25 protein-coding genes are annotated in these 26,393 nt (G+C 72.6%); 14 read left to right on the top strand and 11 right to left on the bottom strand.

Translation table 11 applies throughout. The features are described from left to right. The first annotated feature begins 64 nt into the window (after positions 1-64). Positions 65-2,923: an AAA family ATPase gene (locus ACIBEJ_RS05855; protein WP_397181451.1), complete on the top strand. Its 2,859-nt coding sequence runs from the start codon at positions 65-67 to the stop codon at positions 2,921-2,923. Positions 2,924-3,025: 102 nt separating this feature from the next. Next, positions 3,026-4,429 (top strand): MFS transporter, encoded by a 1,404-nt coding sequence (locus tag ACIBEJ_RS05860; RefSeq protein ID WP_397181452.1) that lies wholly within the window; start codon positions 3,026-3,028, stop codon positions 4,427-4,429. Here the strand turns inward: ACIBEJ_RS05860 and ACIBEJ_RS05865 are convergent. Genes ACIBEJ_RS05865 through ACIBEJ_RS05880 form a run of 4 tightly spaced genes read right to left on the bottom strand, consistent with a single transcriptional unit; the run spans position 4,426 to position 8,268 of the window. After that, positions 4,426-5,739, bottom strand: coding sequence for an LLM class flavin-dependent oxidoreductase (locus tag ACIBEJ_RS05865; RefSeq protein WP_397181453.1), 1,314 nt, complete (start codon positions 5,737-5,739; stop codon positions 4,426-4,428). The genes ACIBEJ_RS05860 and ACIBEJ_RS05865 overlap by 4 nt on opposite strands. Beyond that, positions 5,736-6,443, bottom strand: coding sequence for an ABC transporter ATP-binding protein (locus tag ACIBEJ_RS05870; RefSeq protein WP_397181454.1), 708 nt, complete (start codon positions 6,441-6,443; stop codon positions 5,736-5,738). Before ACIBEJ_RS05870 ends, ACIBEJ_RS05865 begins: the two co-directional genes overlap by 4 nt. After that, positions 6,419-7,240 (bottom strand): ABC transporter permease, encoded by an 822-nt coding sequence (locus ACIBEJ_RS05875; protein WP_397181455.1) that lies wholly within the window; start codon positions 7,238-7,240, stop codon positions 6,419-6,421. The genes ACIBEJ_RS05870 and ACIBEJ_RS05875 overlap by 25 nt, the downstream gene beginning before the upstream one ends. After that, complete coding sequence (locus tag ACIBEJ_RS05880; RefSeq protein ID WP_397181456.1) at positions 7,240-8,268, bottom strand: ABC transporter substrate-binding protein; 1,029 nt, start codon at positions 8,266-8,268, stop codon at positions 7,240-7,242. The genes ACIBEJ_RS05875 and ACIBEJ_RS05880 overlap by 1 nt, the downstream gene beginning before the upstream one ends. Before the next feature lie 218 nt (positions 8,269-8,486). Here ACIBEJ_RS05880 and ACIBEJ_RS05885 point away from each other — a divergent pair, with 218 nt between their 5' ends. Further along, positions 8,487-8,993 carry a GNAT family N-acetyltransferase gene (locus tag ACIBEJ_RS05885; RefSeq protein ID WP_397181457.1) on the top strand — a complete coding sequence of 169 codons (507 nt, stop codon included), beginning with the start codon at positions 8,487-8,489 and terminating at the stop codon, positions 8,991-8,993. A gap of 3 nt (positions 8,994-8,996) precedes the next feature. Here the strand turns inward: ACIBEJ_RS05885 and ACIBEJ_RS05890 are convergent, their stop codons facing one another. Continuing rightward, complete coding sequence (locus ACIBEJ_RS05890; protein ID WP_397181458.1) at positions 8,997-9,803, bottom strand: glutamate ABC transporter substrate-binding protein; 807 nt, start codon at positions 9,801-9,803, stop codon at positions 8,997-8,999. Between the two features lie 62 nt (positions 9,804-9,865). Then, positions 9,866-11,017: an Ig-like domain-containing protein gene (locus tag ACIBEJ_RS05895; RefSeq protein ID WP_397181459.1), complete on the bottom strand. Its 1,152-nt coding sequence runs from the start codon at positions 11,015-11,017 to the stop codon at positions 9,866-9,868. A 205-nt stretch (positions 11,018-11,222) separates the two neighbouring features. Between ACIBEJ_RS05895 and ACIBEJ_RS05900 the strand changes: the two genes are divergently transcribed. Further along, positions 11,223-12,293: an acyltransferase family protein gene (locus ACIBEJ_RS05900; protein WP_397181460.1), complete on the top strand. Its 1,071-nt coding sequence runs from the start codon at positions 11,223-11,225 to the stop codon at positions 12,291-12,293. Here the strand turns inward: ACIBEJ_RS05900 and ACIBEJ_RS05905 are convergent. Next, positions 12,226-14,475 (bottom strand): ATP-dependent RecD-like DNA helicase, encoded by a 2,250-nt coding sequence (locus tag ACIBEJ_RS05905; RefSeq protein WP_397181461.1) that lies wholly within the window; start codon positions 14,473-14,475, stop codon positions 12,226-12,228. The two genes, ACIBEJ_RS05900 and ACIBEJ_RS05905, sit on opposite strands and share 68 nt — an antisense overlap. Positions 14,476-14,574: 99 nt before the next feature. On the opposite strand from ACIBEJ_RS05905, the gene ACIBEJ_RS05910 reads away from it, so the two are divergent. From ACIBEJ_RS05910 to bla, 3 genes are all read left to right on the top strand, one after another. Then, a complete protein-coding gene (locus tag ACIBEJ_RS05910; RefSeq protein ID WP_397181462.1) occupies positions 14,575-14,895 on the top strand; it encodes a hypothetical protein in 321 nt (106 codons plus the stop codon). 11 nt (positions 14,896-14,906) lie between these two features. Further along, positions 14,907-15,197 (top strand): hypothetical protein, encoded by a 291-nt coding sequence (locus ACIBEJ_RS05915; RefSeq protein WP_397181463.1) that lies wholly within the window; start codon positions 14,907-14,909, stop codon positions 15,195-15,197. Between the two features lie 139 nt (positions 15,198-15,336). Beyond that, positions 15,337-16,236, top strand: coding sequence for a class A beta-lactamase (gene bla / locus ACIBEJ_RS05920; protein WP_397181464.1), 900 nt, complete (start codon positions 15,337-15,339; stop codon positions 16,234-16,236). A 4-nt stretch (positions 16,237-16,240) separates the two neighbouring features. On the opposite strand, the gene ACIBEJ_RS05925 is transcribed toward bla, so the two are convergent. Beyond that, positions 16,241-17,389 carry an MFS transporter gene (locus ACIBEJ_RS05925; protein ID WP_397181465.1) on the bottom strand — a complete coding sequence of 383 codons (1,149 nt, stop codon included), beginning with the start codon at positions 17,387-17,389 and terminating at the stop codon, positions 16,241-16,243. A 20-nt stretch (positions 17,390-17,409) separates the two neighbouring features. Here ACIBEJ_RS05925 and ACIBEJ_RS05930 point away from each other — a divergent pair, with 20 nt between their 5' ends. Next, a complete protein-coding gene (locus tag ACIBEJ_RS05930; RefSeq protein WP_397181466.1) occupies positions 17,410-17,985 on the top strand; it encodes a helix-turn-helix domain-containing protein in 576 nt (191 codons plus the stop codon). Between the two features lie 10 nt (positions 17,986-17,995). Further along, entirely contained in the window at positions 17,996-18,907 is a 912-nt protein-coding gene (locus ACIBEJ_RS05935; protein ID WP_397181467.1) for an alpha/beta hydrolase family esterase, read from the top strand. Here ACIBEJ_RS05935 and ACIBEJ_RS05940 read toward each other — a convergent pair. Next, positions 18,885-19,193 (bottom strand): ArsR/SmtB family transcription factor, encoded by a 309-nt coding sequence (locus ACIBEJ_RS05940; protein WP_397181468.1) that lies wholly within the window; start codon positions 19,191-19,193, stop codon positions 18,885-18,887. The two genes, ACIBEJ_RS05935 and ACIBEJ_RS05940, sit on opposite strands and share 23 nt — an antisense overlap. Before the next feature lie 65 nt (positions 19,194-19,258). Here ACIBEJ_RS05940 and ACIBEJ_RS05945 point away from each other — a divergent pair, with 65 nt between their 5' ends. The 3 genes from ACIBEJ_RS05945 to ACIBEJ_RS05955 all read left to right on the top strand — a co-directional run bounded on the left by ACIBEJ_RS05945 (position 19,259) and on the right by ACIBEJ_RS05955 (position 23,236). Next, complete coding sequence (locus tag ACIBEJ_RS05945) at positions 19,259-20,254, top strand: zinc-dependent alcohol dehydrogenase family protein (RefSeq protein WP_397181469.1); 996 nt, start codon at positions 19,259-19,261, stop codon at positions 20,252-20,254. 75 nt (positions 20,255-20,329) lie between these two features. Beyond that, on the top strand, positions 20,330-21,883 hold the full coding sequence (locus tag ACIBEJ_RS05950; protein WP_397181470.1) for a hypothetical protein: 1,554 nt from the start codon (positions 20,330-20,332) through the stop codon (positions 21,881-21,883). Positions 21,884-21,901: 18 nt separating this feature from the next. Next, entirely contained in the window at positions 21,902-23,236 is a 1,335-nt protein-coding gene (locus ACIBEJ_RS05955; RefSeq protein ID WP_397181471.1) for a serine hydrolase domain-containing protein, read from the top strand. A gap of 23 nt (positions 23,237-23,259) precedes the next feature. On the opposite strand, the gene argG is transcribed toward ACIBEJ_RS05955, so the two are convergent. Beyond that, positions 23,260-24,708 carry an argininosuccinate synthase gene (gene argG, locus ACIBEJ_RS05960; protein WP_397181472.1) on the bottom strand — a complete coding sequence of 483 codons (1,449 nt, stop codon included), beginning with the start codon at positions 24,706-24,708 and terminating at the stop codon, positions 23,260-23,262. 139 nt (positions 24,709-24,847) lie between these two features. Here argG and ACIBEJ_RS05965 point away from each other — a divergent pair, with 139 nt between their 5' ends. Continuing rightward, a complete protein-coding gene (locus ACIBEJ_RS05965; RefSeq protein ID WP_397181473.1) occupies positions 24,848-25,129 on the top strand; it encodes a YciI family protein in 282 nt (93 codons plus the stop codon). A 110-nt stretch (positions 25,130-25,239) separates the two neighbouring features. After that, entirely contained in the window at positions 25,240-25,572 is a 333-nt protein-coding gene (locus ACIBEJ_RS05970) for a hypothetical protein (protein ID WP_397181474.1), read from the top strand. Positions 25,573-25,881: 309 nt separating this feature from the next. Here the strand turns inward: ACIBEJ_RS05970 and ACIBEJ_RS05975 are convergent, their stop codons facing one another. After that, entirely contained in the window at positions 25,882-26,331 is a 450-nt protein-coding gene (locus ACIBEJ_RS05975; RefSeq protein WP_397181475.1) for a VOC family protein, read from the bottom strand. Positions 26,332-26,393 lie beyond the last annotated feature (62 nt).

Raw genomic sequence — 26,393 nt, forward strand, 5'->3', positions numbered from 1 at the left:
TCCGATGACTCCGGCTCCACCGCGGCCGCCGGACCGGCGGCGGAGACGGGAGGGCGGAGAGCACATGCGAACGCGATCGGAGCCGGAGGCTCCCCTGCTCGGCCGGCAGCAGGAGCGCGCGGTGCTCGACGGCCTGCTGGAGGACCTGCGCGGCGGGCGCGGGCGCGCGCTCGTGCTGCACGGCGAGGCCGGGGTGGGCAAGTCGGCGCTGCTGCGGCACACGGTGGACTCGGCGGCCGACATGCGGGCCGTGCGGGCGGCGGGCGTCGAGTCGGAGATGGAGCTGGCCTACGCCGGCCTGCACCTGCTGGTCGCGCCACTGCTGGACCGGCTGGAGTACCTGCCGGGCCCGCAGCGTGACGCGCTGGGGGTCGCGTTCGGCCTGCGGCAGGCCGAGGCGCCGGACCGCTTCCTGGTGGGCCTGGCGGTGCTCACCCTGCTCGCCGCGGCGGCCGAGGAACGCCCGCTGCTGTGCGTGGTCGACGACGCCCAGTGGCTGGACCGCTCGTCCGCGCAGGTGCTGGCGTTCGTCGCGCGGCGGCTGCTGGGCGAGCCGGTGGGCATCCTGTTCGCCTCCCGGGAACCGGGCAAGGAGTTCCAGGGGCTGGCCGATCTGGAGGTACGCGGCCTGGCCGAGCACGACGCCCGCGCGCTGCTGCGTTCCGTGGTCCCCTTCCCTCTGGACGAGCAGGTGGCGGAGCGGATCGTGGCCGAGACCAGCGGCAACCCGCTGGCGCTGCTGGAGCTGCCGCGCGGGCTGAAGCCCACGCAGCTCGCCGGCGGGTTCGGGCTGGTCCAGGCGCGGGCGGTGCCGGAGCGCGTCGAGCAGGGCTTCCGCGAACGAGTGGCGGCGCTGCCCCCGCAGGAGCGTTCGCTGATGCTGATCGCCGCGGTCGAGCCGACCGGCGACCAGGTGCTGATCCTGCGGGCGTCGGCGTTGCTCGCGGTCACGATCCCGATCGCGCGGGCCGCACAGGACGACGGGCTGCTGGAGCCGGGACCCGGCGTGCGCTTCCGGCATCCGCTGGTGCGCTCCGCGGTGTACTCAACGGCCTCGCCGCAGGAGCGGCAGGCGGCCCACCGCGTGCTGGCCGAGGCGACCAACCGTGCCCAGGACCCCGACCGGCGCGCCTGGCACCTGGCCGCCGCGGCGGCCGGGCCCGACGAGGAGGTGGCCGCGGAGCTCGAACAGTCGGCCGGCCGGGCCCAGGCCCGCGGGGGCATGGCGGCCGCCGCCGCGTTCCTGCGCCGCGCGGCCGAGCTCACGGGCGAGCCCGGACCGCGCTCGGAGAGGGCCCTGGCCGCCGCGCGGGCCAACGTCATGGCCGGCGCGTTCGACGCGGCCACCACGCTGCTCGCGATCGCGGCGGCCGGTCCGCTGGACGATCTCCAGCGGGCCCGCCTCGACCTCACGCACGGCCAGATCGCCTTCGCCGCCAGCAAGAGCGGTGACGCCGTGGCGAGGCTGACGGAGGTGGCCGGGCGGCTGGAGCCGCTGGACGCCGCGCTCGCGCGCGAGACGTACCTGGAGGCCTGGTTCGCCGCGGCACGCTTCGCGAGCACCGCCACCCTGCGCGACATCTCCCTGGCCGCCCGCTCGGCTCCGCCGCCCGCCGGCCCGCCCCGGCCCTCCGACCTGCTGCTGGACGGGCTCGCGTCGCTCGTCACCGAGGGCCGCCCCGCGGCGGCGCCCCTGCTGCGGCACGCCATCGCGCACTTCGCCGGCGAAGAGATCGGCGTGGCCGAGCGCATGCGGTGGAGCCCGATCGCGGCCGCCGCCGCGGCGATGACGTGGGACGAGGAGCGCTGGCTGTCGATCCAGACCCGCGAGGCCGCCTACTGCCGCCAGGCGGGCCTGCTCGCCCCGCTGGTGACGTGGGCGGTCGCCATGGCCGTCATCGCCGTCTGGCAGGGCGACTTCGAACAGGCCGTCTCGCTGGTCGCCGAGGGCCAGGCGATCGCGGTGGCGACGGGCAGCCAGCTCGTCCCCACCGGCGCGGTGATGCTCGCCGCCTATCGGGGCGTGGAGGCCGAGGCCGTCCCGCTGCTCGAACGCGTCGCCGCCGGCGCGCGGGCCGTGGACCAGGGCGTCGGGGAACAGTTCACGCTGTGGGTGACGGCCGTGCTCCACAACGGGCTCGGCCACCACGATCGGGCGCTCGCCGCGGCCGAGGCCACCCAAGGGGTGCAGCGGACGATGCACCTGTCCATGTGGGCCCTGCCCGAACTGATCGAGGCGGCGGCCAGAACCGGGCAGGCGGACAGGGCCGCCGAGGCGCTCGCCCTGCTGGCCGAGGCCACCGCCGTCGGCGACACCGACTGGGGCCAGGGCATCTACGCCCGCTGCCGCGCCCTGGTCAGCGAAAGCGACACCAAAGGCACAGGCAAAGGCGAGGGCAAAGGCGAGGGCAAAGGCGAGGGCGAGGGCGAGGGCGGGCGCGAAGGGAAGGGCGCGGGCAACGGGGAGAGCGCGGGCGACGACACCGAGCGCTGGTATCGCGAGGCGGTCGAACGGCTCGGCCGGACCGGCTTCCGCGTCGAACTCGCCCGCGCGCACCTGCTCTACGGCGAATGGCTGCGCCGCGAGAACCGGCGCGCCGACGCCCGCACCCACCTGCGGACCGCGCACGAGATGTGCGCCGCGATCGGCATGCGCGCCTTCGCCGCACGGGCGCACACCGCACTGCCGGCCACCGGCGTGACCGCCCGCACCAGCACCCCCGGCACCTCCGGCCGCCTCACCCCGCAGGAGGGCCAGATCGCCCGCCTGGCCGGGCAGGGCCTGTCGAACCCGGAGATCGCCGCCCAGCTCTTCCTCAGCCCGCGCACCGTCGAGTACCACCTGAGCAAGGTGTTCGCCAAGCTCACCCTCACCTCACGCCGCCAGTTGCGGCAGGCGCTGGCCGAGCACGACCGTCCCTGACCGCCAGCCGAACGTGCCCGGCCGGTTGAGGCTTGACCGCCCGCCGGCCCAGGTGAAAGCGCGCCAACGTTCCGGGAGCCGTTCAACGGAACGCTGGAAGACATGGATCTCGCACACCGGCGCACGCTGGCGGCCGTCAGCGCCGCCCAACTCCTCGTCGTCCTGGACGGCACCATCGTCAACATCGCCCTGCCCACCGCCCAGCAGGCGCTCGGCATGACCGACGCCAACCGGCAGTGGGCCATCACCGCCTACGCGCTGGCCTTCGGCGGGCTGCTGCTGATCGGCGGCAGGATCAGCGGCGCGCTCGGGCACCGGCGCGCCTTCGTCATCGGCCTGGCGGGCTTCGCCGCCGCCTCCGCGCTGGGCGGGGCGGCGGGCGGCCCGGCGACGCTGTTCGCGGCGCGGGCGCTGCAGGGGGTCTTCGCCGCCCTGCTCGCGCCCGCCGGGCTGTCGCTGCTGGCGACCACCTTCACCCAGGCGCGCGAGCGGGGGCGCGCCTTCGGCGTCTTCGCCGCGGTCGGCGCGGCCGGCTCGGCGATCGGGCTGGTGGCCGGCGGCCTGCTGACGGAGTACGCGAGCTGGCGCTGGTGCCTGTACATCAACGTGCCGGTCGCGCTGGCGGCCGCCGCCGCCATGGCCGGTACGGCGGGGCCGCAGCCCCGGGCCGCAGGCCGGATCGACGTGCTGGGCGGGCTGCTGAGCGTGGCCGGGTTCGGCGCCCTGGTCTACGCCTTCAACGAGGCCGAGCCGCTCGGCTGGGGCGCGCCCAAGGTCGTCGGGCTGCTGGCCGGTGGGCTCGTGCTGCTGGCGGTGTTCGTCGTGGTGGAACGGCGGGCGCCCGAGCCGCTGCTGCCGATGCGGGTGCTGCTGGACCGCGCGCGGGCCGGGGCGTTCGTCGCGATCACCCTGATGTTCGTGGCGATGTTCGGCTTCTACCTGTTCATGAGCTACTACACCCAGGGCACCCTCGGCTACACGCCCGTCCAGGCCGGGCTGGCGCTCATCGTCAACGCGCTGGCGGCCCTGGCCGGGTCCTCGCTGATCGCCGGCAGGCTGCACGGGCGGGTGCCGCCCGTGGTGCCGATCGTGGGCGGCCTGCTGGCGGCGGCGGCCGGCCTGTTCGTCCTGACCCGCCTGGGCCACGACAGCGCCGGCGTGCTGGGCGCGCACCTGCTGCCCGCGCTCGTGCTCACCGGCCTCGGGCTGGGCTGCGTGCTGCCGCCGACGGCCGCGCTGGCCACGGCGGGGCTGCGCGGGCACGACGTCGGCGCCGCCTCCGCCGCCTACAACGCCGCCCAGCAGCTCGGGGCCGCGCTCGGCACCGCGCTGCTCAACACCGTCGCCGCCGGGCACGCCGCCGCCGTGCCCGGCTACGTGGCGGCGATGGGGCTGGCCCTGGCGATCCTGCTGGCCGCCGCCCTGGCCGGCGCGCTGCTGCTGTGGCCGGGAAGGGCGCCGAGCCGTCCGGCCCCTGACCCGGACGGCTCGGCCCTTTCCCGCTAGGCGAACCGGCTGGCCGGGCGGGGCAGGCCGTAGTGCTCGCGCAGGGTGGCGCCGCCGTACTCGCTCCTGAACAGCCCGCGCGAGCGCAGCAGCGGCAGGACGTGGTCGGCGAAGACGTCGAAGCCGCCGTTGAGGTAGGGCGGCATGATGTTGAAGCCGTCGGCGGCGCCGCCGGTGAACCAGCGTTCGATCCGGTCGGCGATCTGCTCGGGCGTGCCGGCCGTCACCCAGTGGCCGCGCGCGCCGGCCAGGCGGCGCAGCAGCGTGCGGATGGTCGGGTTCTCGCGCTCGATGATGTCCAGGACGACGGCGTGGCGGCTGGCGTGGCCGCGCCCGGTGTCGGCGGGCAGTCGGTCGCGGGGCACGGGGCCGTCCAGGTCGTGGCCGTCGAGGTCGACGCCGAGGATCTGGCGCAGTTGCCCGAGGGAGTATTCGGGCTGGGTCAGCTCGTCGAACTCCTCCTGCAGCGCTTTGGCCTCGGCCTCGGTGGAGCCGATGAACGGGCTGAGGCCGGGCAGGACCTTGACCAGGTCGGGGTCGCGGCCGGCGGCCTTCACCCGGGACTTGACGTCGGCGTAGAAGTCGCGGGCGTTGTCCAGCGTCTGCTGGGCGGTGAAGACGGCCTCGGCGTGGCGGGCGGCCAGGGCTCTGCCGTCCTCGGAGGAGCCCGCCTGGACGTAGACGGGGCGGCCCTGCGGGCTGCGCGGGGTGTTGAGCGGGCCGCGCACGCGCAGCCGCGGGCCCGCGTGCCCGATCGGGTGGATCTTGGCGGGGTCGGCGAAGACGCCGGAGGCGGGGTCGATGACGAGCGCGTCGTCCTCCCAGCTGTCCCACAGCGCGCCGACGACCTCCAGGTACTCCTCGGCGCGCGCGTAGCGTTCGGCGTGCACCGGATGATCTTGCAGGCCGAAGTTCTGGGCGGCCTGCGGGGCGCCGGTGGTGACGATGTTCCAGCCGGCCCGCCCGGCCGACAGGTGGTCGAGCGAGGCGAACAGCCGGGCCAGGTTGTAGGGCTCCAGGTAGGTGGTGGAGGCGGTGGCGATGAGGCCGACGCGCTCGGTCACCGCCGCGATCGCCGACAGCCAGGTGAACGGCTCCAGCCGGAAGCGGCTGGCATAGCGGACGTTGTCGGGCAGCGAGGGCCCGTCGGCGAAGAAGACGGCGTCCATCGCGGCCCGCTCGGCGCTTTGGGCCAGCTCCTGGTAGTGGGTGATGTCCAGGACGCGCTGCGGGCTGGCCTCGCGGTGGCGCCAGGCGGCCTCGTGGTGGCCGGCCGGGTAGACGAACAGGTTCAGGTGAAGCTGTCTCATCGGGCCTCCTGCGTGACGCCGAGCGCGCGCAGCAGCTCGGACCTGGTCTGACTGGGGGTCCTGGCGCCGTCCAGGCGCTGTTCTGCGGCGATCCGGCCGCTGGACAGGACCAGGATCCGGTCGGCCAGGGCGATGGCCTCGTCCACGTCGTGGGTGACGAGCAGCACGGCCGGGCGGTGCTGGGCGTGCAGGCGGCGCAGCAGCGTGTGCATCTTCAGCCGGGTCAGCGCGTCCAGGGCGCCGAACGGCTCGTCGGCCAGCAGCAGGCGCGGCTCGCGCACCAGGCAGCGGGCCAGCGCGGCCCGCTGCTGCTCACCGCCGGACAACTCGCTGGGCCAGGCCCGCTCGCGTCCGCCAAGCCCGACCTCCGAAAGGCTCGCCCGGCCCCGGGCCTCGGCGCCGTCCAGGCCCAGGACCACGTTGTCCAGGACGCGCTGCCAGGGCAGCAGACGGGCGTCCTGGAAGACGACCGAGACCTGCTCGGGCACCTCCAGGCGGCCGGTGCCGGCCACGTCGTGGTCGAGCCCGGCCAGGGCGCGCAGCAGCGTGCTCTTGCCCGAGCCGCTGCGTCCGAGCAGGGCCACGAACTCGCCCGCGGGGATCTCCAGGTCGAGCGCGTCCAGGATGGTCCGCTCGCCGTAGGAGCGGCTCAGCCCTTCGACGCGTACGGCTGCCGCCGTCAGCCGGCCAGTGTCCGTCGCCACGACAGCGCCCTCTTTTCCACCAGGCGCACGGCGGCGTCGGAGAACAGGCCGAGCAGCCCGTAGAGGACGATGCCGACGAGGATGACGTCGGTCTGGCCGTAGGTGCGGGCCAGGTCCATCATGTAGCCGATGCCGCTGGTGGAGTTGATCAGCTCGGCGACCACGAGGAACAGCCAGGCGGTGGTGACGGCGAAGCGCATGCCGAGCAGGAATCCGGGCAGCGCGCCGGGCAGCACGACCGCGCGGACGAACGCCGCCCGGCCGAGCTTCACGCTCTCGGCGAGTTCGACGTAGCGGCTGTCGATGCCGCGCAGCCCGTTGTGGGTGTGGATGTAGACGGGCACGACGACGCCGAGCGCGATGACGGTGATCTTCATGCCTTCGCCGATGCCGAGCCACAGGATGAGCAGCGGCATCAGGGCGAGGGCGGGCACGGCGCGTTTGATCTGGACGGGGCCGTCGATGAGGGCCTCGCCCCAGCGGCTCAGGCCCGAGGCCAGGGCGAGCAGGACGCCGGCGGGGATGCCGAAGGCCAGGCCGAGGGCGACGCGCTGTACGGAGGCCAGCAGGTGGCCGGTGAGCCTGCCGTCGGCGACGAGGTCGACGGTGGTGGTCACGACGTTCCAGGGCGGTGACAGGAAGCGGGGGTCGAGCAGGCCGGTGGCCGAGCCTGTGGTCCAGGCGGCCAGCAGCAGGAGCGGGCCGTACAGGAAGCCCAGGGGCAGGGGGCGGCCGGGGCGCAGGCTGTGGCGGGCCCGGGGGCGGGTGAGGGTGGCGGGCGGGGTGGCGAGGAGCATCAGGCACCGTCCCTGACGGTCTGGAAGCGCAGGTCGTAGAGGTCGGCGGCCTTCAGCGGCGGGTTGCCGGTCTCGGCGGCGAGGATGTCGATGGTCTCCTGGTGGCGGGCGACGGCCTGGCTCCAGTCGGTGGGCAGGTCGGGCTCGCCGACCAGGTCGACGAGGTAGCGGCCGTCTTCGGGGGTCAGGCCCTGGTCCTTGACGTAGTAGCCCTGGATCCATTCCTCGGGGTGCTCGTGGACCCAGCGGGAGGCGCGTACCCAGGCGGCGACGTACTCGCGCAGCGCCGCGGCCTTGGCCGGGTCCTGCAGGGTCTGCGCGCGGACGTACAGGTGGCTGGGGTCGTCGCGCAGCCCGTGGCGGACGGTGGTGGCGCCGTCCTTGCCGAACCTGGCCGTGTAGCGCTTGATGTTGACGCCGCCGATGGGGGCGACGTCGACCTGCCGGGCGGCCAGGGCGTTGGGGTAGACGTCGCCGGTGCTGGGCAGTTCGACGAGGGTGACGTCGGCCTTGGACAGGCCGGCCCGCTTCAGCGCCTTGAGCACGAGCGCGCCCTGGGCCTGGCCGGGGCTGTAGGCGATCTTCTTGCCGCGCAGGTCCGCGAGGGTCTTGACGTGGGCGCCTGGGGCGATGCCGAGTTCGTAGGTGGGGTGGGCGAGGGGGTCCTTCCTGAACCGCGAGGCGATGATCTTCACGGGGAGTCCGGTCCAGGTGGCGTGGATGGCCGGGATCTCGGCGACGGCGCCGACGTCGAGGGCGTCGGCGCGGAAGGCCTCGGAGGTCTGGGGGCCGCCGGAGAGGTTGGCCCATTCGATCGGGAAGGAGAAGGAGCCGATCTCGCCGGACAGCTCCAGCGCTACCTTCGTGGCGGGGTCGCCGACGATGAGCTTGGTTCCCTGGGGCACGGTGGTGGGCAGCGGCGCGTCGGGGGCCAGGGCCTGCCGGGCGCTGCCGTCGGCCTGGGCGCAGGCGGTCAGGAGCGCCGACAGCAGGAGTACGGCCGGCAGCAGGCGGGACTTTGCGGGCATGCGGAATCGTCCTTCGACGGAAAGTGCGGACAGACGGGTTACGGCATGCGGCGGATCGGGTCCGGCGCTAGGACCGGCGACACTGGGTGCTGGCGACGCGGCAGTAGTCGATGTGCGCGCGACGGGTCAGGCCTGGACTCACGATCTTCACGATAGGCGGGCCCGCCCCTAATGGCAATATTTCCTACCTGATTTCTAGGAAATATAGGCTGACGTCCATGAAGATCAGGACAGGTGGGCCGCAGGACGTGCGGGCGGTGCTCGGGATGTTCGACGGCGCGGTGGCCTGGCTGGTGGCCCAGGGCCGCACCGGCCAGTGGGGCGGCGAGCCGTTCAGCGACGACCCCAAGCGCCACGCGCAGGTGCGCGAGTGGGCGGAAGGCGGCGGCATGCGCATCGCCGAATCCGGCGGCGAACCGGCCGGATGCCTGGTGCTCGGCCCGCCGCACCCGTACGTGGACCCGGCCCCCGAGCCGGAGCTGTACGTGCAGGCGTTGGTGATCGACCAGCGCTTCTCCGGTCATGGGGTGGGCCGGGCCCTGCTGGACCTGGCGCTGCGCGAGGCCCGCGAGCGGCGGGCGCGGCTGCTGCGCGTGGACTGCTACGCCGGTGACGACGGCCGCCTGATCGCCTACTACGAGCGCTGGGGCTTCACCCGGGAAAAGCCGTTCAGCGTGGGCGCGTGGCCGGGCATGATCCTGCGCCGGGAGGTCCAGGCGGCCTGAGCCTCACTCGCAGCCCTCGAACTGCGGCACCGACGTGGTGAGCTGCAGGCCGGTCGAGCCGAAGCGGGCGCGCAGCAGCTTGGCCGCCGCGCCGCTCTGGTACATAGCGGTCAGGGCCCGGTTGACCTCCTCGCAGCCCGCCACGTCGCCGCGCCGCAGGGCGATGCCGTACCGCTCCTCGGTGAAGGGCTCGTTGACGATGGTGAACGCGCCCTTGTCGGCGGCGGCGAACCCGGCCAGGATCAGGTCCCCGGTGGAGACGGCGTCCACCCGGCCCGCCCTCAGCAGGTCCACGCACTCGCTGTAGGTGCCGGCCGGTACCAGGTCGGCCGCCACCCGGCGCCCCTCGACGATGCGCGAGGCCGAGATCGACCCCTTGGCCTGGCACAGCCGCCGCCCGCGCAGGTCGCGCACCCCGCGGATGTCGGTGGTCCGCGCGCGCACGAGGATGTCCTGGCGCGAGACGTAGTACGGCCCGGCGAAGGTCACCTCGGTCTTGCGCTGCGGGCTGATGGAGTAGGTGGCGATCACCATGTCCGCCTCGCCGGAGTTCAGCTTGTCCTCGCGGCCCTCGGAGGTGGTCGGGACGAAGGTGACCCTCTTGCCCAGGTACGAGGCCACGAAATTGGCCACGTCCACGTCGAACCCCTCGAAGCCGCCCGCCGGGGTCCTGAACCCGAGGCCGGGCTGGTCGGTCTTCACCGCGACGACCAGCTCGTCCCTGTCCAGGATCGACGCCCGGCCACCGGTCTGCGCGCCGCATCCGGCCGCCGCCAGAGCCGCGGCCAGCAGGATGATCGTGCCTCTCATCACACCGGAGCGTAGGCACCGGCGGTGAACGCGGTGTGAACGCCCGGTGGCCCTTGCGAGCCTTACGACTTGCCGTGCAGCGCGCTGCCCTTCTTCCACTGCTTGAACGACATCTGCCAGAAGCCCCAGCCGTTGTTCCACTCCAGCTCGCGGTCGGTGCCGACGATGTCGACGACGTCGCCGCGCTGCATGGTGTCATGGAACCACCTGGCCTGGTCGGGCCGGGAGTTGATGCAGCCGTGGCTGACGTTGCGCACGCCCTGCGCCCAGACGTTGTTCTTGGCGTGGACGTACTCGCCGGAGTTGGAGATGCGCACCGCGTGGTTGATCATCACGTCGTAGTAGCCCGGGTCGCCCTTCTTGCGGCCGGGGGAGATCATGCGCACCGGATTGCCACGCTCCATCGTCAGGTGGATGCCCGAGGTCGTGGTGTACTCGCGGGTGGTGGCCATGCCGGCGCTGATGCGCATGGTCTGCTTGCGCTTGCCGTCGACGTAGACGTACATCATCTTCTTGCGGGTGTCGATCTTGCTGATCTGCTTGGCGCCGACGCGCAGCGTGGTGTCGTAGTCCTTGCCGCCGTACAGGCCCTTGCCGGCCTTGACGCCCTCGATGTCGGCGTGGAACTTGATCTTCTGGTGGGCGGGCCAGTACTTCGCGGTGCGGTAGATCACGTAGGTGTCGTCGATCCAGCGCCAGGCGCCCTCGACGGGCTTTTCCGCCTCGACCTTGAGCATGGCCTCGACGCTCGCCTTGTCCTTGATCGGCTGGTCGAAGCGGACCATGATCGGCGCCCCCACGCCGATCTTCTCGCCCTTGGCGTTGGGCGTGACGTCGATCACCTTGAAGACCCGCTCCGGCTTGAGCGTCGTGAACGCGCTGGCCGCCTGGGTGACGCCCGACTTGGCCGTGACGTTGTAGCCGGTGGACGGCTTGAGCGGGCTGGTGGAGACCCAGCGCGTCTTGTCGGCGTTGAACTTGCCCTCGACCTGTTCCTGGCCCGCCTGCACGACGACCTCGTCCAGCACGCCGCCGGCCGCCTCGACCACGATCTTCTTGTCCGGGCTGACCTTGGAGCTGCCCTGCGCCGGCGTGATCTTGACGACCGGCGCCGCCGGGGTCGTGGCCGCCTGGCCCGGCTTGCCGCCGTTGCCGGCTGGAGCACCCCCGCCCGAGCACGACGCCGTCAACGCTGCGGCTGCGATCAGCGCCACGCCCGCCGCAGGTCCCCTCCAACCGGGCACAGTACTCACAACGGACCTCTCCCCCATTTACCTAAAACAACTCTCAAAACCTTAATGCTCCTGCATGTATGACGCAGATCCATCCGGGAGAGTTCGGTCACATTTCGATCACTCAGCGACGTCAAGCGCAGGTCAAGAACAGGTCAAGCCCGCAGGTACGACGTACCCTGAGCGGATGCTCTCCCCCGGACCGCAAAGGATTGGCAAACGACTGGCCTGGCTCGACGCGCTGCGCGGGCTGGCGGCCGTCCTGGTGGTCTACGAGCACGCCGTCGCGGGCCTGTGGCCCGCCCTGCACGAGGCCGGCGGCGCCTGGTTCGCCGCCGGCTGGTGCGGCGTCATGGTGTTCTTCCTGGCCAGCGGCTACATCGTGCCCGCCTCGCTGGAGCGCCGCGGCGACCTGCGCGCGTTCTGGATCGGCCGCGTCTTCCGCCTCTACCCGCTGTGGGCGCTGTGCATGGCCGGCGCGCTGGTGCTGCTGCCCGTCACCGGCTCCCCGCTGGCCCACCTCAGCATGCTGCAGGACCTGCTCGGCGTGCCCAGCGCCGTCAACGTCCTGTGGACCCTCTCCTACGAGATGGCCTTCTACCTGCTCATCACCGCCCTGTTCACGCTCGGCGCGCACCGCCGCAGCGCCGAGATCGGGCTCGGGCTGGCCGCCGCCGCGCTGGCCGGGGCCGCGCTGCTGCCCACCGGCGCCCTCGCGGGCGCCTCCCTGCCCGTGCTGGCCGTCCTCGCCGCGGGGCTGGCCGCCGTCCTGGCCGGCCACGGCACGGTACGGCAGGCCGGCGCGGCCGGCCTCCTCCTCGCGGTCACCGCCCTGCTCGCGTTCAACGGCCGGCTGCCCGCCTGGCAGAGCCTCATCGTCGTGGCCACGATGTTCTCCGGCACCGCCCTGTACCGGGCCGAGCAGGGGCAGATCACCTGGGCCAGGGCGTGGACGGTGCTGGCCGTGCCGGTGGCCGGGGTGCTGCTGTCGCCGGGCACCAACCTCAAGACCGCCTTCGTGGCCGCCTGGGCGATCTTCCTGGCCGGGATGGCGCTGCGCGGGCGCGGCGTGCCGTACGTGCTGAGCTGGCTCGGGCTGGTCAGCTACTCGGTCTACCTGCTGCATCCGCTGCTGCTGCGGGTGATGCCGGCGCTGTGGGCGGTGCCGGCCACGTTCGCGCTCAGCGCGCTCACCTGGCGCTGGGTGGAAGCGCCCGCCCAGCGTCTGGGCCGGCGGCTGGTGACAGCCGATGGGTGAGCCCGGTGTGACGCCGGCCCGCCCCCCGGGTACGCACCGCCTGGGCCAGCGCCCGGCGTGAGCCCACGATGACCACGAGCCGCTTGGCCCGGGTGATGGCGGTGTAGAGCAGGTTGCGCTGCAGCATCATCCACGCGCTGGTGGCCAGCGGCACCACCACGCACGGGTACTCGCTGCCCTGGGAGCGGTGGATGGAGACCGCGTAGGCGTGGGCGAGCTCGTCGAGTTCGTCGAAGGAGTACTCGACGCTCTCGTCCTCGTCGGTGAGCACGGTGAGCTTGTGCTCGTCCGGCGCGATCGCCTCCACGATGCCGACCGTGCCGTTGAAGACGCCGGCGGCGCCCTTGTCGTAGTTGTTGCGCAGCTGGGTGACCTTGTCGCCGACGCGGAAGACCCGGCCACCGTAGCGACGCTCGGGCAGGTCCTCGCGCGAGGGGGTCAGCGCCTCCTGCAGGGCGATGTTGAGCGCGCCCGCTCCGGCGGCGCCGCGGTGCATGGGGGCCAGGACCTGCACGTCGCGGCGCGGGTTGAGGCCGAACCTGCGGGGGATGCGCCGGGCCACGACGTCCACGGTGAGCTGGGCGATCTCCTCGGGCTCCTCGCACGGGAACAGGAAGAAGTCCTTCATGCCCTCCAGGACCGGGTGCTGTCCCGAGTTGACCCGGTGGGCGTTGACGACCACGCCGGACTCGGCGGCCTGGCGGAAGATCTGCGTCAGCCGTACGCGCGGGATCTCCTCGGCGGCCAGCAGGTCCTTGAGCACCTCGCCCGCGCCGACCGAGGGCAACTGGTCGACGTCGCCCACGAACAGCAGGTGCGCGCCCGGCGCGATCGCCTTGACGAGCTTGTTGGCCAGGAGCAGGTCCAGCATCGACGCCTCGTCGACCACCACCAGGTCGGCGTCCAGCGGGTTGTCGCGGTCGAAGGTCGCCTCGCCGCCCGGGCGCAACTGCAGCAGCCGGTGGACGGTGGTGGCCTCGTGGCCGGTCAGCTCGGCCAGCCGCTTGGCGGCCCGGCCCGTCGGGGCGGCCAGGATGACGCGGGCGCGCTTGGCCCTGGCCAGCAGCACGATGGAGCGCACGGTGAAGCTCTTGCCGCAGCCGGGGCCGCCGGTCAGGACGGCGACCTTCTCGGTCAACGCCAGCCGTACCGCCTGGCGTTGCTCGGCGGCCAGTTCGGCGCCGGTCTGGCCGTGCAGCCAGCGCTCGGCGCGTTCCCAGTCGACGTCGGCGAAGGCCTTGAGGCGGTCGTGGCCGCCGCGCAGCAGCGAGGTCAGGCCGCCCGCCAGGGACAGCTCGGCGCGGTGGAAGGGGACCAGGTAGATCGCCGGGACGGTGTTGTCGCCGGCCGGGATCTCCTCGCGCACCACCTCCTCGGCGCGCACCGACTCCTCCAGGCAGGCGGCGACCAGGTCGGCGGGGACGTCGAGGATCTTGACGGCGTCGCCGACGAGGTTGGGGGCGGGCAGGTAGCAGTGGCCGTCGTCGGCGGCCTGGGACAGGGTGTAGCGCAGGCCCGCCTTGACGCGTTCCGGGCTGTCGTGGGGGATGCCGACGGCCTGGGCGATCGTGTCGGCGGTCTTGAACCCGATGCCCCAGACGTCATCGGCCAACCGATACGGCTGACTTTTCACGACTTCCACCGATTTATCGCCGTATTGCTTGAAGATGCGGACGGCGATGGACGTGGAGACCCCGACCCCCTGCAGGAAGATCATCACCTCCTTGATGACCTTCTGCTCCTCCCACGCGGCCCCGATCATCTTTGTCCGCTTGGGGCCCAGGCCCGGCACCTCGACCAGGCGCTCCGGCTCGTTCTCGATCACCTCCAGGGTGCCGGTCCCGAAGTGCCCGACGATCCGCTCGGCCATCTTGGGCCCGATCCCCTTGATCAGCCCGGAGCCCAGATACCGCTGGATCCCCTGAATCGTGGCCGGCAGCACCGTCGTGTAGGACCAGACCTCGAACTGCCTGCCGTAGCGCGGATGCGAGGTCCAGCGTCCGGTGAGCCGCAGCGACTCGCCGACCTGCGCCCCCAGCAGCGGCCCCACCACGGTCAGCAGCTCACCGCCCGACCGCTCGGTGGCCACCCGCGCGATCGTGTAGCCCGTCTCGTCGTTGGCATAGGTCACCCGCTCCAGCACGGCTTCGAGAACGCTGCTGGGCGGACGATCAGGTGCCATGCGGCCAATTCTGCCGCAGCCCAGCACCTCAGCGGATCCTCAACGTTTCCTCAACATCGCCCGGCCTACCTTCCCCTCACCAACAGAGAGGAAGGCGTCATGAGAGTGAAGCTGTTCGGGTCGCTCGCGGCCACCTCCATCGCCGTGGGACTGCTCGCCGGCGGGCCGGCGCACGCCGCGAGTTCCTCCGGCGTGGGATGGGGCGCGGCCATGGGGACGGCGCCCGCGTGCGTCGCGCGCTACGTCAGCCCGGCGCAGGCGGCCATCGTCCTGCGCAACACGTGCAAGAAGAAGATGTGGGTCAAGGTGATCATCAAGCGTGGCCCCGACAGCCCCTGCTTCGGCATGGGCAAGGGCAGCATCCGTGCCTGGAAGTGGGGCACCCCGTTCTCGAGCTACGACAAGACCGTCACCTGCTGAAGGGGAACGTCATGAACAGAAGGTTCCGCCTCGGGGCGGCCGCGTTCGTCGCCGCCGCCGCGCTCGGGCTCGGCACGCCCGCCGCGGTCCAGGCCGCGCCTGCCCACACCGCCGCCTCCACGGTCACCCAGATGGATCGCTGGGTCACCTACGGCCACTACCCGACGAAGTGGCAGTGCAAGGCCGCGGGGAAGTTCTACACGACCAAGAAGATGCTGGCCAAGGAGTACCGGTGCGTACGCACGGTCAAGATCGGTCCCTTCAAGACCTACCGTCTTGATCTGCTGATCACCTGGTTGTGACCGTGTCGGCGCGCCCATGGACCTGCGGTGATATCGCGGTGGATATGGGCGCGCCGGCGACCGTGCTATTGGACAGGGCGTCGGCCTGACTGTTTGGCTCCTGCCGTCCAGTCAAGCGATCAGCAAGGAAGCACGCCTCATGCGCATCTCTCGTATTCCCGCCGGTCTCGCGCTGGCCGCCGCGCTGGTGGCCGGTGGTGTCACGGCGGCGCCGGCCGTACAGGCGCAGGAGTCGCCGCAGGCGGCCGCGCGCAAGGAGCTGCGCGCGCTGGAGGCGGCCTTCGGGGGCCGGATCGGCGCCTACGCGATCGACACGACGAGCGGCAAGACGTTCGGGTATCGGGCCGGGGAGCGGTTCCCGCTGCTGTCGACGTTCAAGGCGCCGGTGTGCGGGGCGGCGCTGCAGCGGGCGCGCACGGTCGAGCCGGGGCTGATGGACAAGGTGGTGAAGTGGACGAAGGCGGAGCTGAAGCCCAACTCCCCCACTACCGAGAAGCACGTCGAGGACGGGCTGACGGTCGCGCAGTTGTGCGAGGCGACGATCACGCTGAGCGACAACACCGCGGGCAACATGGTGCTGAAGCAGATCGGCGGCCCGTCCGGCCTGACCCGCTACTTCCGCTCGCTGAAGGACCCGCTCTCCCGCCTGGACCGCTGGGAGACCGAGCTGAACGACTGGACGCCCAAGGAGCGGCGCGACACCACCACGCCCGCGGCCATCTCGCGCGACCTGGCCAAGCTCACCGCGGGCAAGGCGCTGCACCCCAAGGACCGCGAGCGGCTGAACGGCTGGCTGATCGCCGCCAAGACCGGGGCCGAGCGCATCCAGGCGGGCCTGCCGAAGACCTGGCTCGTCGGTGACAAGACCGGGACCAACACCGAGATCGGCGCGGGCAACGACATCGCCGTGGCGTGGCCGGGCAAGTCGGGCAAGCCGATCATCGTGTCGGTCTACACCAACCGGGAGCAGCCCTCGGTCGACAACGCGGTGATCGCGAAGACGGCGACGATCCTGGCCCGCGCGCTGGGCCGGCTCTGACGGCTCAGGCTCCGGGGTCGCGCGGCAGGAGCGTGGCCAGCCCGGCCGCGCAGAACACCGCCGAAAGGACCGCCCACGTCAGCCCGCCCAGCGCCTGCAGCAGGCCGGTGACCAGGAGCGGGCCGAGCACGTAGCGGCCGAAGGAGCGGCCCATGCCGAAGGCCGCCAGGTACTCCGAGCGCCGTGCGGCCGGCGCCAGCGCGTACGACAGGGTCCAGGCGGCGGCCACCACCGCGACCTCGCCCACGGTCAGCACCACGATCGCGACGGGGAACCAGGCGGCCCAGAAGGCCAGGCAGGCGGCGGCCAGCGCGAGCGCGCCCGCAACCTGGCACCGCCTGGCCGCCCTGACCGAGGCGGCGAAGCGGGCCGAGGGCACCATGAGCGCCACGCCCAGCACCGTGTTGATCGCGTACAGCGGCCCGATCCAGGCCCGCGGCACGTGCCCTTCGGCGATCAGCCACAGCGGGAAGCCCAGGTTCAGCACCGGCAGCCACAGTTGCAGCAGCGTGTCGATGGAGGCGAAGGCCAGCAGCCGCCGGTCGCGCAGGGCCCGCGAGCGCCGCGCGGGCACCTCGGAAGGGGTGGTGCCGCGCTGGGCGATGGTGGCGACCAGCAGCGCCGTCAGCACGTACGCCCCCGCGTTGACCAGCAACGTGACCTGGAAGGCCGAGCGCCCGGAGGCGCCGGTGAGCAGTCCGCCGAGCGGCCCGCCGACGCTGATGCCGATGTTGGCGATCGTGCGGTAGGCGGCCATGACGCGGCCCCGCCGTTCCTCTCCCGCCAGCTCCGCCACGAACGCCTGGGTCAGCGCGGCGATCGCCTGGTCGGCCACGGTCACCACGCTCACCGCGGCCAGGAACCCCCAGAACTCCCCCACCAGCGCGTACGCGGCCGTGCCGCCGGCCCGGACGAGGTGCAGCGCCACCAGCATGCGGCGTACCCCGACCCGGTCGGCCAGGCGTCCGAGCGGCGTGGCGAGCGCCATGGCCACGCAGCCGGCCGCGCCCATGCCGAGGCCGACCTGGGCGGTGGTCAGGCCGACGAGCTGGGTGAAGTACACGGCGGAGAAGGCCAGGAACAACCCGGCGCCCAGGTAGTCGACCAGCCCCGACACGAGTAACCGGCGAATGGAGGCAGTATGTTGCGCCATGGACGCAATATACTGGTCGCATGGATCCCGCAGAGCCGGTCAGCCGCGCGCTGGCCGCCAACCTCCGCGCCGCCCGGCAGGCGCGCGGCTGGCGACTGGAGGACCTGGCCGCGCGTTCGGGGGTGAGCCGGGGCATGCTCCAGCAGATCGAGACCGGCCGGACCAATCCCAGCATCGCCACGCTGGCCAGGATCTGTTCCACGCTGGGCGTGCCGATCGGGCGGCTGGTCGAGCCGCCGGAGGAGCTCGGCCACGTGGTGCGCGGCGCGGACGTCGACCCCCGCCCGGCCGGAGCGGGCGGCCAGGCGCGGCTGCTGGTCAACGACGGGCGGGCCGAGTTGTGGGACTTCCTCATCGCGCCGGGCCAGGAGCTGCGCTCAGCCGGGCATCCCGAGGGCACCGGCGAGCTGCTGCACGTCAGCGCGGGCGAGCTGGCGGTGACGGTCGGCGGGGCCGCGTTCTCGCTGGGCCCCGGCGACGCGCTGCGCATGCGCGGCGACCGCCCGCACGCCTACGCCAACCCCGGCGCCGTGCCGGTCCGCTTCACCATGACGGTCATCTACGGGGGCAGGCAGGATCCCCGCTTCGCCGTGTGATGATCGGGGGATGCTGAGACGGGCTCTGCGCGCGCTGCCGGCCGTACTGCTGACGGCGGCGTGCACGAGCGGCGCCACCCCTCCCCCGCGCGCCGCGCCGGCCGAGTGCGCGCTGAAGCCGGGCCGGCACACCCTGCGCCACGGCGGACAGGAGCGCACCTACCTGCTCTCACTGCCCGCCAAGGGCAAGGGCCGCTGGCCGGTGGTGCTGAACCTGCACGGCCTCGGCTCCAACGCCGGCCGCCAGGCGGACCGGAGCCGCCTGCCCGCCGCCGGGGCCCGACGCGGGTACGTGATCGTCACCCCGCAGATGGCCCGCCACCGTATGGCCTGGACGCTGCCCGGCTACTACGGCCCCGACGACACCGGCTTCCTCACCACGCTGCTCGACACGCTCGTGGCCAAGGGCTGCGCGGACGCGAGCAGGCAGTTCGCCGCCGGGATGAGCTACGGCGCGGGCATGAGCATGGCGCTGGTGTGCGCGATGAAGGGCCGGCTGGCCGCCGTCGCGCCGGTGGCCGGGCTCAACGTCGTGCCGCCCTGCCCGGAGGCGGCCCCCACCACGATCGTGGCCTTCCACGGCACCGGCGACGTCACCGTCCCCTACGGTGGCGGGCATCCGTTCGCGCGCTCGCCGTCGCGGCTGCGGACCCTGGCCAAGCTGGTACGGCTGGCCTCGGTCGAGGGCGCGGCCGGCCGGTGGGCCCGCATCATGGGCTGCCCCGCCCCGCGCACCACCAAGGTCAGGGCCGGGGTCCGGCTGCGCGCCTGGAAGGACTGCCGCCAGGGGGTGAGCGTGCGCCTGTACACGATCGGCGGCGCCGGCCACGTGTGGCCCCGCCCCGACGGCGTGCGCCGCGTGGACGCGGCGGGGCTGATCCTGGACGCCTTCGACGCCGTCAGCGTCCGGCGGGGCCGCTGATCAGGGCGTCGATCAGGCCGGGGAAGGCGGCGTCCAGCTCCGCCCTGCGCAGGGTGTTCATGCGCGAGGTGCCGACGTAGTACTGCCGGATCAGGCCCGCCTCGCGCAGCACGTTGAAGTGGTGGGTGGCGGTGGACTTGCTGACCGGGATGTCGAAGCCGCCGCAGGCGATGTCCTGGCCGCCGGCGTCGAGCTGGGTGACGATGCTGCGCCGTACCGGATCGACGAGGGCCTCCAGCACCTGCTGGAGCTCGAAGGTGTCGGGATGCGCCGGGATCCTGGCCATGACCCCATAGTACGACAGGTATCAAAGTTTGACAGTTATCGTACTTCTGACCCACAGTGGTGGCCATGACGACCACGGTGCGATTCCACGAACTCGGCGGCCCCGAGGTGATGCGGCTGGAAGACGTCGACCCCGGCGAGCCCGGCCCCGGCGAGGTGCTGCTGCGGGTGGAGGCGATCGGCGTCAACCGGGCCGAGGCGCTGTTCCGCTCCGGCGACTACATCGAGCCGGTCAAGGCGTTCCCCGCGCGGCTCGGCGCCGAGGCCGCCGGGGTGATCGAGGCGGTCGGGCCGCAGGTGCACGGGTTCGCCGCCGGGCAGGCGGTCAGCGTGGTGCCCGCCTTCTCCGCCAACGACTACGGCGTCTACGCCGAGCGGGCGATCGTGCCCGCCGCCGCGCTCGTCCACCGCCCGCACGACGTGGACGCGGTCCGCGGCGCGGCCGTGTGGATGCCCTACGTCACCGCCTACGGCGCGCTGATCGAGGTCGGCGGCATGCGGGCCGGGGACACCGTCGTGGTCAACGCCGCCTCCAGCGGTGTCGGGCTGGCCGCGATCCACACGGCGCTGCGCGTGGGCGCGATCCCCGTCGCCGTGACCCGCACCGGCGCCAAGCGGCGGCGGCTGATCGAGGAGGGCGCGGCCGAGGTCGTCGTCGGCGAGGAGCAGGACGTGGCCGCGCGCGTGCTGGAGCTGACCGCCGGCCGCGGCGCCGAGTACGTCTTCGACGCCGTCGCCGGCCCCGGTGTCACCGCCCTGGCCGCCGCCGTCGCCCCCGGCGGCACCCACTTCCTGTACGGCGCGCTCAGCGGCCTGCCCACGCCCTACCCGGGCTTCGACCTGGGCATGCCCGCCCTGAACCTGCGCACGTACACGATGATGGAGACCACCAAAGACCTCGACCGGCTGCGCAGGGCCGCCGCCTTCGTCACCTCCGGCCTGCGCGACGGCGCCTTCCGCCCGGTCGTCGACCGCGTCTTCCCGCTGCGGGAGATCGTGGCCGCCCACCGCCACATGGACTCCGGAACCCGGTTCGGGAAGATCGTGGTGACCACCGGCTGATGGGCCTTCCGGCCCGGCGGCCGGGGCGGTATGAACACCTCGGGGAGAATTTGTCATCTTCGACGGGGAGAGTTCATGAGCGACGAGGTTCGCGTCATCATCGAAGCCGTCTCGCGGCCGGGACTGTCGGCCGAGCGCGTACGCCAGATCGTGGCCGAGCATCCGGAGATCCTGGCCGAGCTGGAGGTGGCCGAGCCCGGCCGCCTGCTCGTCAGCGGCGCCGAGGCCCTCGGCCACGACCCGGGCGACGACGCGCCCTTCCGCGCCACCGTCTTCGACCCGGTCGGCAACCGCGGCCTCGAGCTCAGCGGCACCCTCGACCGGCTCGACGCGACCGAGGTCAGGCCCACCGCCGCCCGCCCGGAACCCAGCAGGCAGGAACTGGCCGAGGCCGCCGCCGTCCTGCGCGCCGACCCCGCCTTCCCCGCGGGCGGCGACGTCGTGGTCTACCGCCCGATGCCGCCGCTGGCCGACCTGGACAACCCCGACGGCACCACCACCCGCCGCCCTACCTTGGGCCTGTACACCCCGGGCGACCCCACCGGCCTGCGCCACCGCATCGTCGCGGTCGACACCCACGCCCGCACCGTCGACTGGACCCCGGCCGGCATCAACGTGCAGATGCACCACGACTGCGAGGACAGCGTCCCGGAGGAGGTCGACGCGCTCACCGACCGAGGCGGCCCCGACCAGGTGCGGGTGCGCGTCGTGCGCGGCGAGCAGGAGCTGTGGAACCTCATCGTGGTACGGCCGCGCGCCTCCTCACCCCAGGACGGCGTCGGATCCGGCGTCGAACTGCGCAACGTGCGCCACAAGGGCCGCCTGCTGCTGCGTCAGGCCCACCTGCCCATCCTCAACGTCGAGTACGAGGAGGGCACCACCTTCCGCGACGACGTCAGCTTCGAGACCCGCTTCTCGGCCACCGGCAGCGACCCGGTCGGCTGGGGCTGGCGGCTATGCACCTCCGCGCCGCGCACCATCATCGAACGCCCGGGCACCGACGCCGGCAACTTCCAGGGCGTCGCCTTCCACCACGACGGCGAGCAACTGCGCATCGTCAGCGAACTGGCCGCCGGCTGGTACCGCTACGCCTCCGACTGGCGCCTGGGCGACGACGGCACCATCCGCCCGCGCTTCGGCTTCGCCGCCACCCGCAACCCGATGACCTGCAAGGTCCACCGCCACCACGCCTACTGGCGCTTCGACTTCGACGTCGAAGGCGCCGAGAACGACGTGGTCGAGCAGATCGACGAGAGCGGCTCCATCATCCGCGAGCCGGTCGCGATCGTCCGCGAGACCTCCCGCAGGCGCCGCCACCCCGCCCTGTACTGGCAGGTCCGCGACAAGTCCTCCGGCCGCGGCCTGCAACTGCACCCCGGCCCCTTCGACGGCACCGCCGACGCCTTCGGCATCTCCGACCTGTGGTTCCTGCGCCACCACCCGGGCGAGCTCTACGACGGCGACCCCGACCCGCGCAACCGCGCCATGCTCAGCCGCTTCGTCAACGGCGAGTCCATCAACGGCGCCAACGTCGTCATCTGGTACGCCGGGCACTACTACCACGACCAGGCTCATCCGCAACCCCACCAGGGAGAGCTGATCGGCCCCGAGCTGATCCCCATCCCGTGACGGATACCCTGTTCTGCCATGAGTCAGGTTGAGGAGAGGACGGCGCGGGCGCTGCTGCGCAGGCTGGCCGTCGAGCAGAGCGAGTCCCGGGTGCCGTCCATCGTGGCGGCGATCGTGCGTGACGGCGAGCCGGTCTGGTTCGGCGCCCGCGGGCAGGCCGGCGGCGCCGCCCCGACGGCCGACACCCAGTACCGCCTCGGCTCGATCACCAAGAGCATGGTCGCCGTCGTGGTCATGCGGCTGCGCGACGAGGGACTGCTCGACCTGCTCGACCCCGTCGGCGGGCACGTGCCGGGCACGCCGTTCGACGGGGTGACGATCGCGCAGCTGCTCTCGCACACCGGCGGCCTGACCGCCGAGCCGCCGACCGACTGGTGGGAGCGCACCCCCGGGCTCGGCGCCGAGGAGCTGTTCGCCCGGATCGGCCCCTCCGAGGCCAAGCACCGCCCCGGCCGCACCCTGCACTACTCCAACGTCGGCTACGCGCTGCTCGGCCGGCTGATCGCCAAGCACCGCGGCACGGGCTGGTACGAGGCGCTGCGCCACGAGGTGCTGGAGCCGCTCGGCATGACCCGCACCACCCCGCGCCCGCTCGCGCCGCACGCCACCGGCTACGCCGTCCACCCGTGGGCCGACGCGGTGCTGGAGGAGCCCGAGCACGACCACGGGGCGATGGGCCCCGCCGGCCAGCTCTGGTCCAGCGCCGCCGACCTCGGCAGGTGGGCGGCGTTCCTGTGCGGCGAGACCGGCGGCGTGCTGTCGCCGCAGACGCTGGCCGAGATGGGCGAGGTGGCCGTGGTGGCCGACGGCGACACCTGGGTGAGCGGGTTCGGGCTCGGCCTGCAGATGGCCAGGATCGAGGGCCGCCGCCTGACCGGGCACGGCGGTTCCATGCCCGGGTTCCTGTCCGGGGTCTGGGCTCAGGCCGGCGCCGGCACCGGCGTGCTGTTCCTGGCCAACACCACCTCAGGCGTGCGCTTCCAGCTCCTCAACGAGCTGCTGGACATCCTCGACGAGCACGAGCCGCGCCTGCCGCAGGAGTGGCGGCCGGTCGCCGCCGACCCGGCGCTGCTGGCGCTGACCGGGCTGTGGCACTGGGGGCCGACCCCCTTCCACCTGCGGCTGCAGCCCGACGGCAAGCTGCTGCTGACCGCCGTGGCCAACTCCAGCCGGGGCTCGCGCTTCGTCCCCCAGGCCGACGGCACGTGGCTCGGCCTCGACGGCTACTACGCCGGTGAGACCCTGCGGGTCGGCGCCGACCACCTCGACCTCAACACCTTCATCCTGACGCGGGAGCCGTACCAGCCGGGGACGCCGATCCCCGGCGGGATCGCCGGGGAGTGGCACGCCTGAGCGGGTGACGATCCGGCGGCCGGTCAGTCCGTGCCGACCTCCATGGCGGCGTGGTCGAGCAGCTCGTCGGCGTCGGGTCCCTCGGGGCGTGCGGCGATCACCTCGGCGCCGCCCTCGGGCATCGCGCCGATGAGCCCGCTGGCCGCGGCCTGCGTGACGCCGATCAGCGTCGGGTGCGCGCTGCCGACCATGCCGAGCCTGGCGTACTGCTCCAGCTTGGCGCGCGAGTCGGCGATGTCGAGGTTGCGCATGGTGAGCTGGCCGATCCGGTCGACGGGGCCGAAGGCGGGCTCCTCGACGCGTTCCATGGACAGCTTGTCCGGGTGGTAGCTGAAGGCCGGGCCCGAGGTGTCCAGGACGGAGTAGTCCTCGCCGCGCCGCAGCCGCAGCGTGACCTCGCCGGTGACCGCGGTGCCGACCCAGCGCTGCAGCGCCTCGCGCAGCATCAGCGCCTGCGGGTCCAGCCAGCGGCCCTCGTACAGCAGCCGGCCCAGGCGGCGGCCGTCGTTGTGGTAGGCGGCGAGGGTGTCCTCGTTGTGGATCGCGTTGACCAGCCGCTCGTAGGCCGCGTGCAGCAGCGCCATGCCGGGCGCCTCGTAGATGCCGCGGCTCTTGGCCTCGATGACCCGGTTCTCGATCTGGTCGGACATGCCCAGGCCGTGCCGCCCGCCGATGGCGTTGGCCTCCAGCACCAGGTCGACCGGGGAGGCGAACTCCTTGCCGTTGATCGAGACCGGCCGGCCCTGCTCGAAGCCGATCGTGACGTCCTCGGCCGGGATCTCCACGGCCGCGTCCCAAAACCGCACGCCCATGATCGGGTCGACGATCTCGATGCCGGTGTCGAGGTGTTCGAGCGACTTCGCCTCGTGGGTGGCGCCCCAGATGTTGGCGTCCGTCGAGTACGCCTTCTCCGTGCTGTCGCGGTACGGCAGGCCGTGCTCGACCAGCCACTCCGACATCTCCTTGCGGCCACCGAGCTCGTGCACGAAGTCGGCGTCCAGCCAGGGCTTGTAGATGCGTAGCGAGGGGTTGGCGAGCAGGCCGTACCGGTAGAAGCGCTCGATGTCGTTGCCCTTGAAGGTGGAGCCGTCACCCCAGATCTGCACGCCGTCCTCAAGCATGGCGCGCACCAGCAGCGTGCCGGTGACGGCCCGGCCGAGCGGCGTGGTGTTGAAGTAGGTGCGCCCGCCGGAGCGGATGTGGAACGCGCCGCACGCCAGCGCGGCCAGCCCCTCCTCCACGAGCGTCTCCCGGCAGTCGACCAGGCGCGCGACCTCCGCGCCGTAGGCCGTGGCGCGGCCGGGGACCGAGCCGATGTCGGGCTCGTCGTACTGGCCGACATCGGCGGTGTACGTGCATGGGATTGCACCCTTGTCGCGCATCCACGCGACCGCTACTGAGGTGTCGAGGCCGCCTGAAAAGGCGATCCCGACTCTTTCGCCGACAGGCAGGGAGGTGAGGACCTTGGACACGAGCAAAAATATATACACACCACTGCATGTCCATGCAAGCCCTTCCGGGAGTGTTCCAGTCTCTGAGACAGGCGGATGTCGAGAACGTCCCCTCAGTTCCGACTTCTTCATGAAGCCGGAGATCCGAGGGAGCCTTGCGATGAAGTACCTGATCCTGATCTACACCGGTCCGGAGAACGCGGACCTGCCCGGCCGAGCCGACCAGGCGGCCGACCCCGGCGAACTGGTGGCGGGCGGCGCCCTGGCCCACCCCGTGAACACGGTCACCGTCCGGGTGGGCGGCGAGCTGGGCGAGCAGTTGTCCGGCTACCTGGTGGTCGACTGCGACTCCGGCCACCGGGCCGCCGAGATCGCCGCCCAGGTCCCCGGCTCCACCGTGGAGATACACCCGATCATGGCCCTGTCCGGGCAGGAGATGTGACCCCCTGTGATCGGTAGGGTGATCGGCCATGGGTGTTCTGGTGGACTACTTCACCGCCGGCTCCGACGAGTCGGCGCGGCGGGCCCTGATGAGTGGCCCGGAGGCGTCGAGTGAGTGGTCCGGAGGCGTCGAGCCTGCCGTACGTCGACTGCAAGAACTGGCTCGACGAGCTGGCGAGCGTGGTCGCCGAGATCAGCGGGCGCGACCTCAGTGAGCTCGGCGGCAGCCAGGTCGTCGTGGACGACGGCGAGTCGGCGGGCGTGGAGCGGATGGCGCCGGAGACCGTGGCCGCGCTCGCCGGGGTGGACGACGACCGGCTGCGCGCCTACGCCGACGACGAGCTGCTTGAGGACTACGAGGTCGAGCGCATGACCGCCCTTCGGGACCTGGCCCGCGAGGCGGTGCGCGTCAACCAGGGGATGTATCGCTGGAGTTGCGTCTGAAAGCTCCTCCCGCAGGGCGGGCGGCAGCCTGCGGCCCATGCGCGGCGGGCTCACCAAGGCCTGGTCGTCGTTCCACTCGCGGGCCGTGCCGGCGAGGAACTCCAGCGAGGAGCGGGCCTCCTCGCGGTGCTCCTCGTCCGCGGTCCCGGTGAAGTCCACGTTCACCGGCCGCGCCCGGTCGAAGGCGAGGTCGCTGACCCGTCGGGCATGCGGAACCGCTCCTCACGCAACTCCCCGCGGGCGACCCTGGCGTTCGGCCAGTCCTGGTAGGTCTGTTGGAGGGTGAACCCCTGCGGGCCCCGCCGTCGTTCAGCCGAGTGGTTGGGCGAGGCCGACGATGATGTCCTCGGGGCCGCGGACGTAGCAGATGCGGTAGATGTTCTCGTACTGCTCCACGGTGCCGACGAGTTCGGCGCCGATCGCGCGCAGGCGGGTCACGACGTCGTCGAGGTCGTCCACGGCGAACATGACGCGGCGGATGCCCAACGTGTTGGGCGGCGGGTTCTTCGGCTCGGGGGTGATCGCCTTGGGGCTGTGGAACATGGCCAGCTCCACCCCGCTGCTGCCGTCGGGGGTGCGCAGCATGGCGACGTCCTGCCGGACGTTCTCCAGCCCCACGATGCGCCCCGCCTGCTCCGCCCAGGGACCCTCCAGCGGGGCTCTGCCCTGCAGTTCCATGCCCAGTTCGACGAAGAACGCGATGACCGCGTCCATGTCCTCGACCACGATGAGCACGTTGTCCATCCGCTGAATCGCCATGCTGTGTCTCCCTGATGTGGTTCGTTCTCTACCGGAGAGCGGAGCCGCTCAGCCCTTCTCGA

The sequence above is a fragment of the Nonomuraea sp. NPDC050790 genome (assembly GCF_044456745.1).
Classification (GTDB): Bacteria; Actinomycetota; Actinomycetes; order Streptosporangiales; family Streptosporangiaceae; genus Nonomuraea.

Excerpts from the sequence above, each read along its gene's own strand:
- ACIBEJ_RS05950 (WP_397181470.1), top strand. The coding sequence starts at position 20,330 with ATGAGCGACGAGGTTCGCGTCATCATCGAAGCCGTCTCGCGGCCGGGA.
- ACIBEJ_RS05880 (WP_397181456.1), bottom strand. The coding sequence starts at position 8,268 with ATGCCCGCAAAGTCCCGCCTGCTGCCGGCCGTACTCCTGCTGTCGGCG.
- ACIBEJ_RS05975 (WP_397181475.1), bottom strand. The coding sequence starts at position 26,331 with ATGGCGATTCAGCGGATGGACAACGTGCTCATCGTGGTCGAGGACATG.
- ACIBEJ_RS05875 (WP_397181455.1), bottom strand. The coding sequence starts at position 7,240 with ATGCTCCTCGCCACCCCGCCCGCCACCCTCACCCGCCCCCGGGCCCGC.
- ACIBEJ_RS05935 (WP_397181467.1), top strand. The coding sequence starts at position 17,996 with ATGCTGAGACGGGCTCTGCGCGCGCTGCCGGCCGTACTGCTGACGGCG.
- ACIBEJ_RS05900 (WP_397181460.1), top strand. The coding sequence starts at position 11,223 with ATGCTCTCCCCCGGACCGCAAAGGATTGGCAAACGACTGGCCTGGCTC.
- bla (WP_397181464.1), top strand. The coding sequence starts at position 15,337 with ATGCGCATCTCTCGTATTCCCGCCGGTCTCGCGCTGGCCGCCGCGCTG.
- ACIBEJ_RS05925 (WP_397181465.1), bottom strand. The coding sequence starts at position 17,389 with ATGGCGCAACATACTGCCTCCATTCGCCGGTTACTCGTGTCGGGGCTG.
- ACIBEJ_RS05945 (WP_397181469.1), top strand. The coding sequence starts at position 19,259 with ATGACGACCACGGTGCGATTCCACGAACTCGGCGGCCCCGAGGTGATG.
- ACIBEJ_RS05890 (WP_397181458.1), bottom strand. The coding sequence starts at position 9,803 with ATGAGAGGCACGATCATCCTGCTGGCCGCGGCTCTGGCGGCGGCCGGA.
- ACIBEJ_RS05885 (WP_397181457.1), top strand. The coding sequence starts at position 8,487 with ATGAAGATCAGGACAGGTGGGCCGCAGGACGTGCGGGCGGTGCTCGGG.
- ACIBEJ_RS05855 (WP_397181451.1), top strand. The coding sequence starts at position 65 with ATGCGAACGCGATCGGAGCCGGAGGCTCCCCTGCTCGGCCGGCAGCAG.
- ACIBEJ_RS05860 (WP_397181452.1), top strand. The coding sequence starts at position 3,026 with ATGGATCTCGCACACCGGCGCACGCTGGCGGCCGTCAGCGCCGCCCAA.
- ACIBEJ_RS05865 (WP_397181453.1), bottom strand. The coding sequence starts at position 5,739 with ATGAGACAGCTTCACCTGAACCTGTTCGTCTACCCGGCCGGCCACCAC.
- ACIBEJ_RS05910 (WP_397181462.1), top strand. The coding sequence starts at position 14,575 with ATGAGAGTGAAGCTGTTCGGGTCGCTCGCGGCCACCTCCATCGCCGTG.
- ACIBEJ_RS05905 (WP_397181461.1), bottom strand. The coding sequence starts at position 14,475 with ATGGCACCTGATCGTCCGCCCAGCAGCGTTCTCGAAGCCGTGCTGGAG.
- ACIBEJ_RS05940 (WP_397181468.1), bottom strand. The coding sequence starts at position 19,193 with ATGGCCAGGATCCCGGCGCATCCCGACACCTTCGAGCTCCAGCAGGTG.
- ACIBEJ_RS05965 (WP_397181473.1), top strand. The coding sequence starts at position 24,848 with ATGAAGTACCTGATCCTGATCTACACCGGTCCGGAGAACGCGGACCTG.
- ACIBEJ_RS05915 (WP_397181463.1), top strand. The coding sequence starts at position 14,907 with ATGAACAGAAGGTTCCGCCTCGGGGCGGCCGCGTTCGTCGCCGCCGCC.
- ACIBEJ_RS05930 (WP_397181466.1), top strand. The coding sequence starts at position 17,410 with ATGGATCCCGCAGAGCCGGTCAGCCGCGCGCTGGCCGCCAACCTCCGC.
- ACIBEJ_RS05955 (WP_397181471.1), top strand. The coding sequence starts at position 21,902 with ATGAGTCAGGTTGAGGAGAGGACGGCGCGGGCGCTGCTGCGCAGGCTG.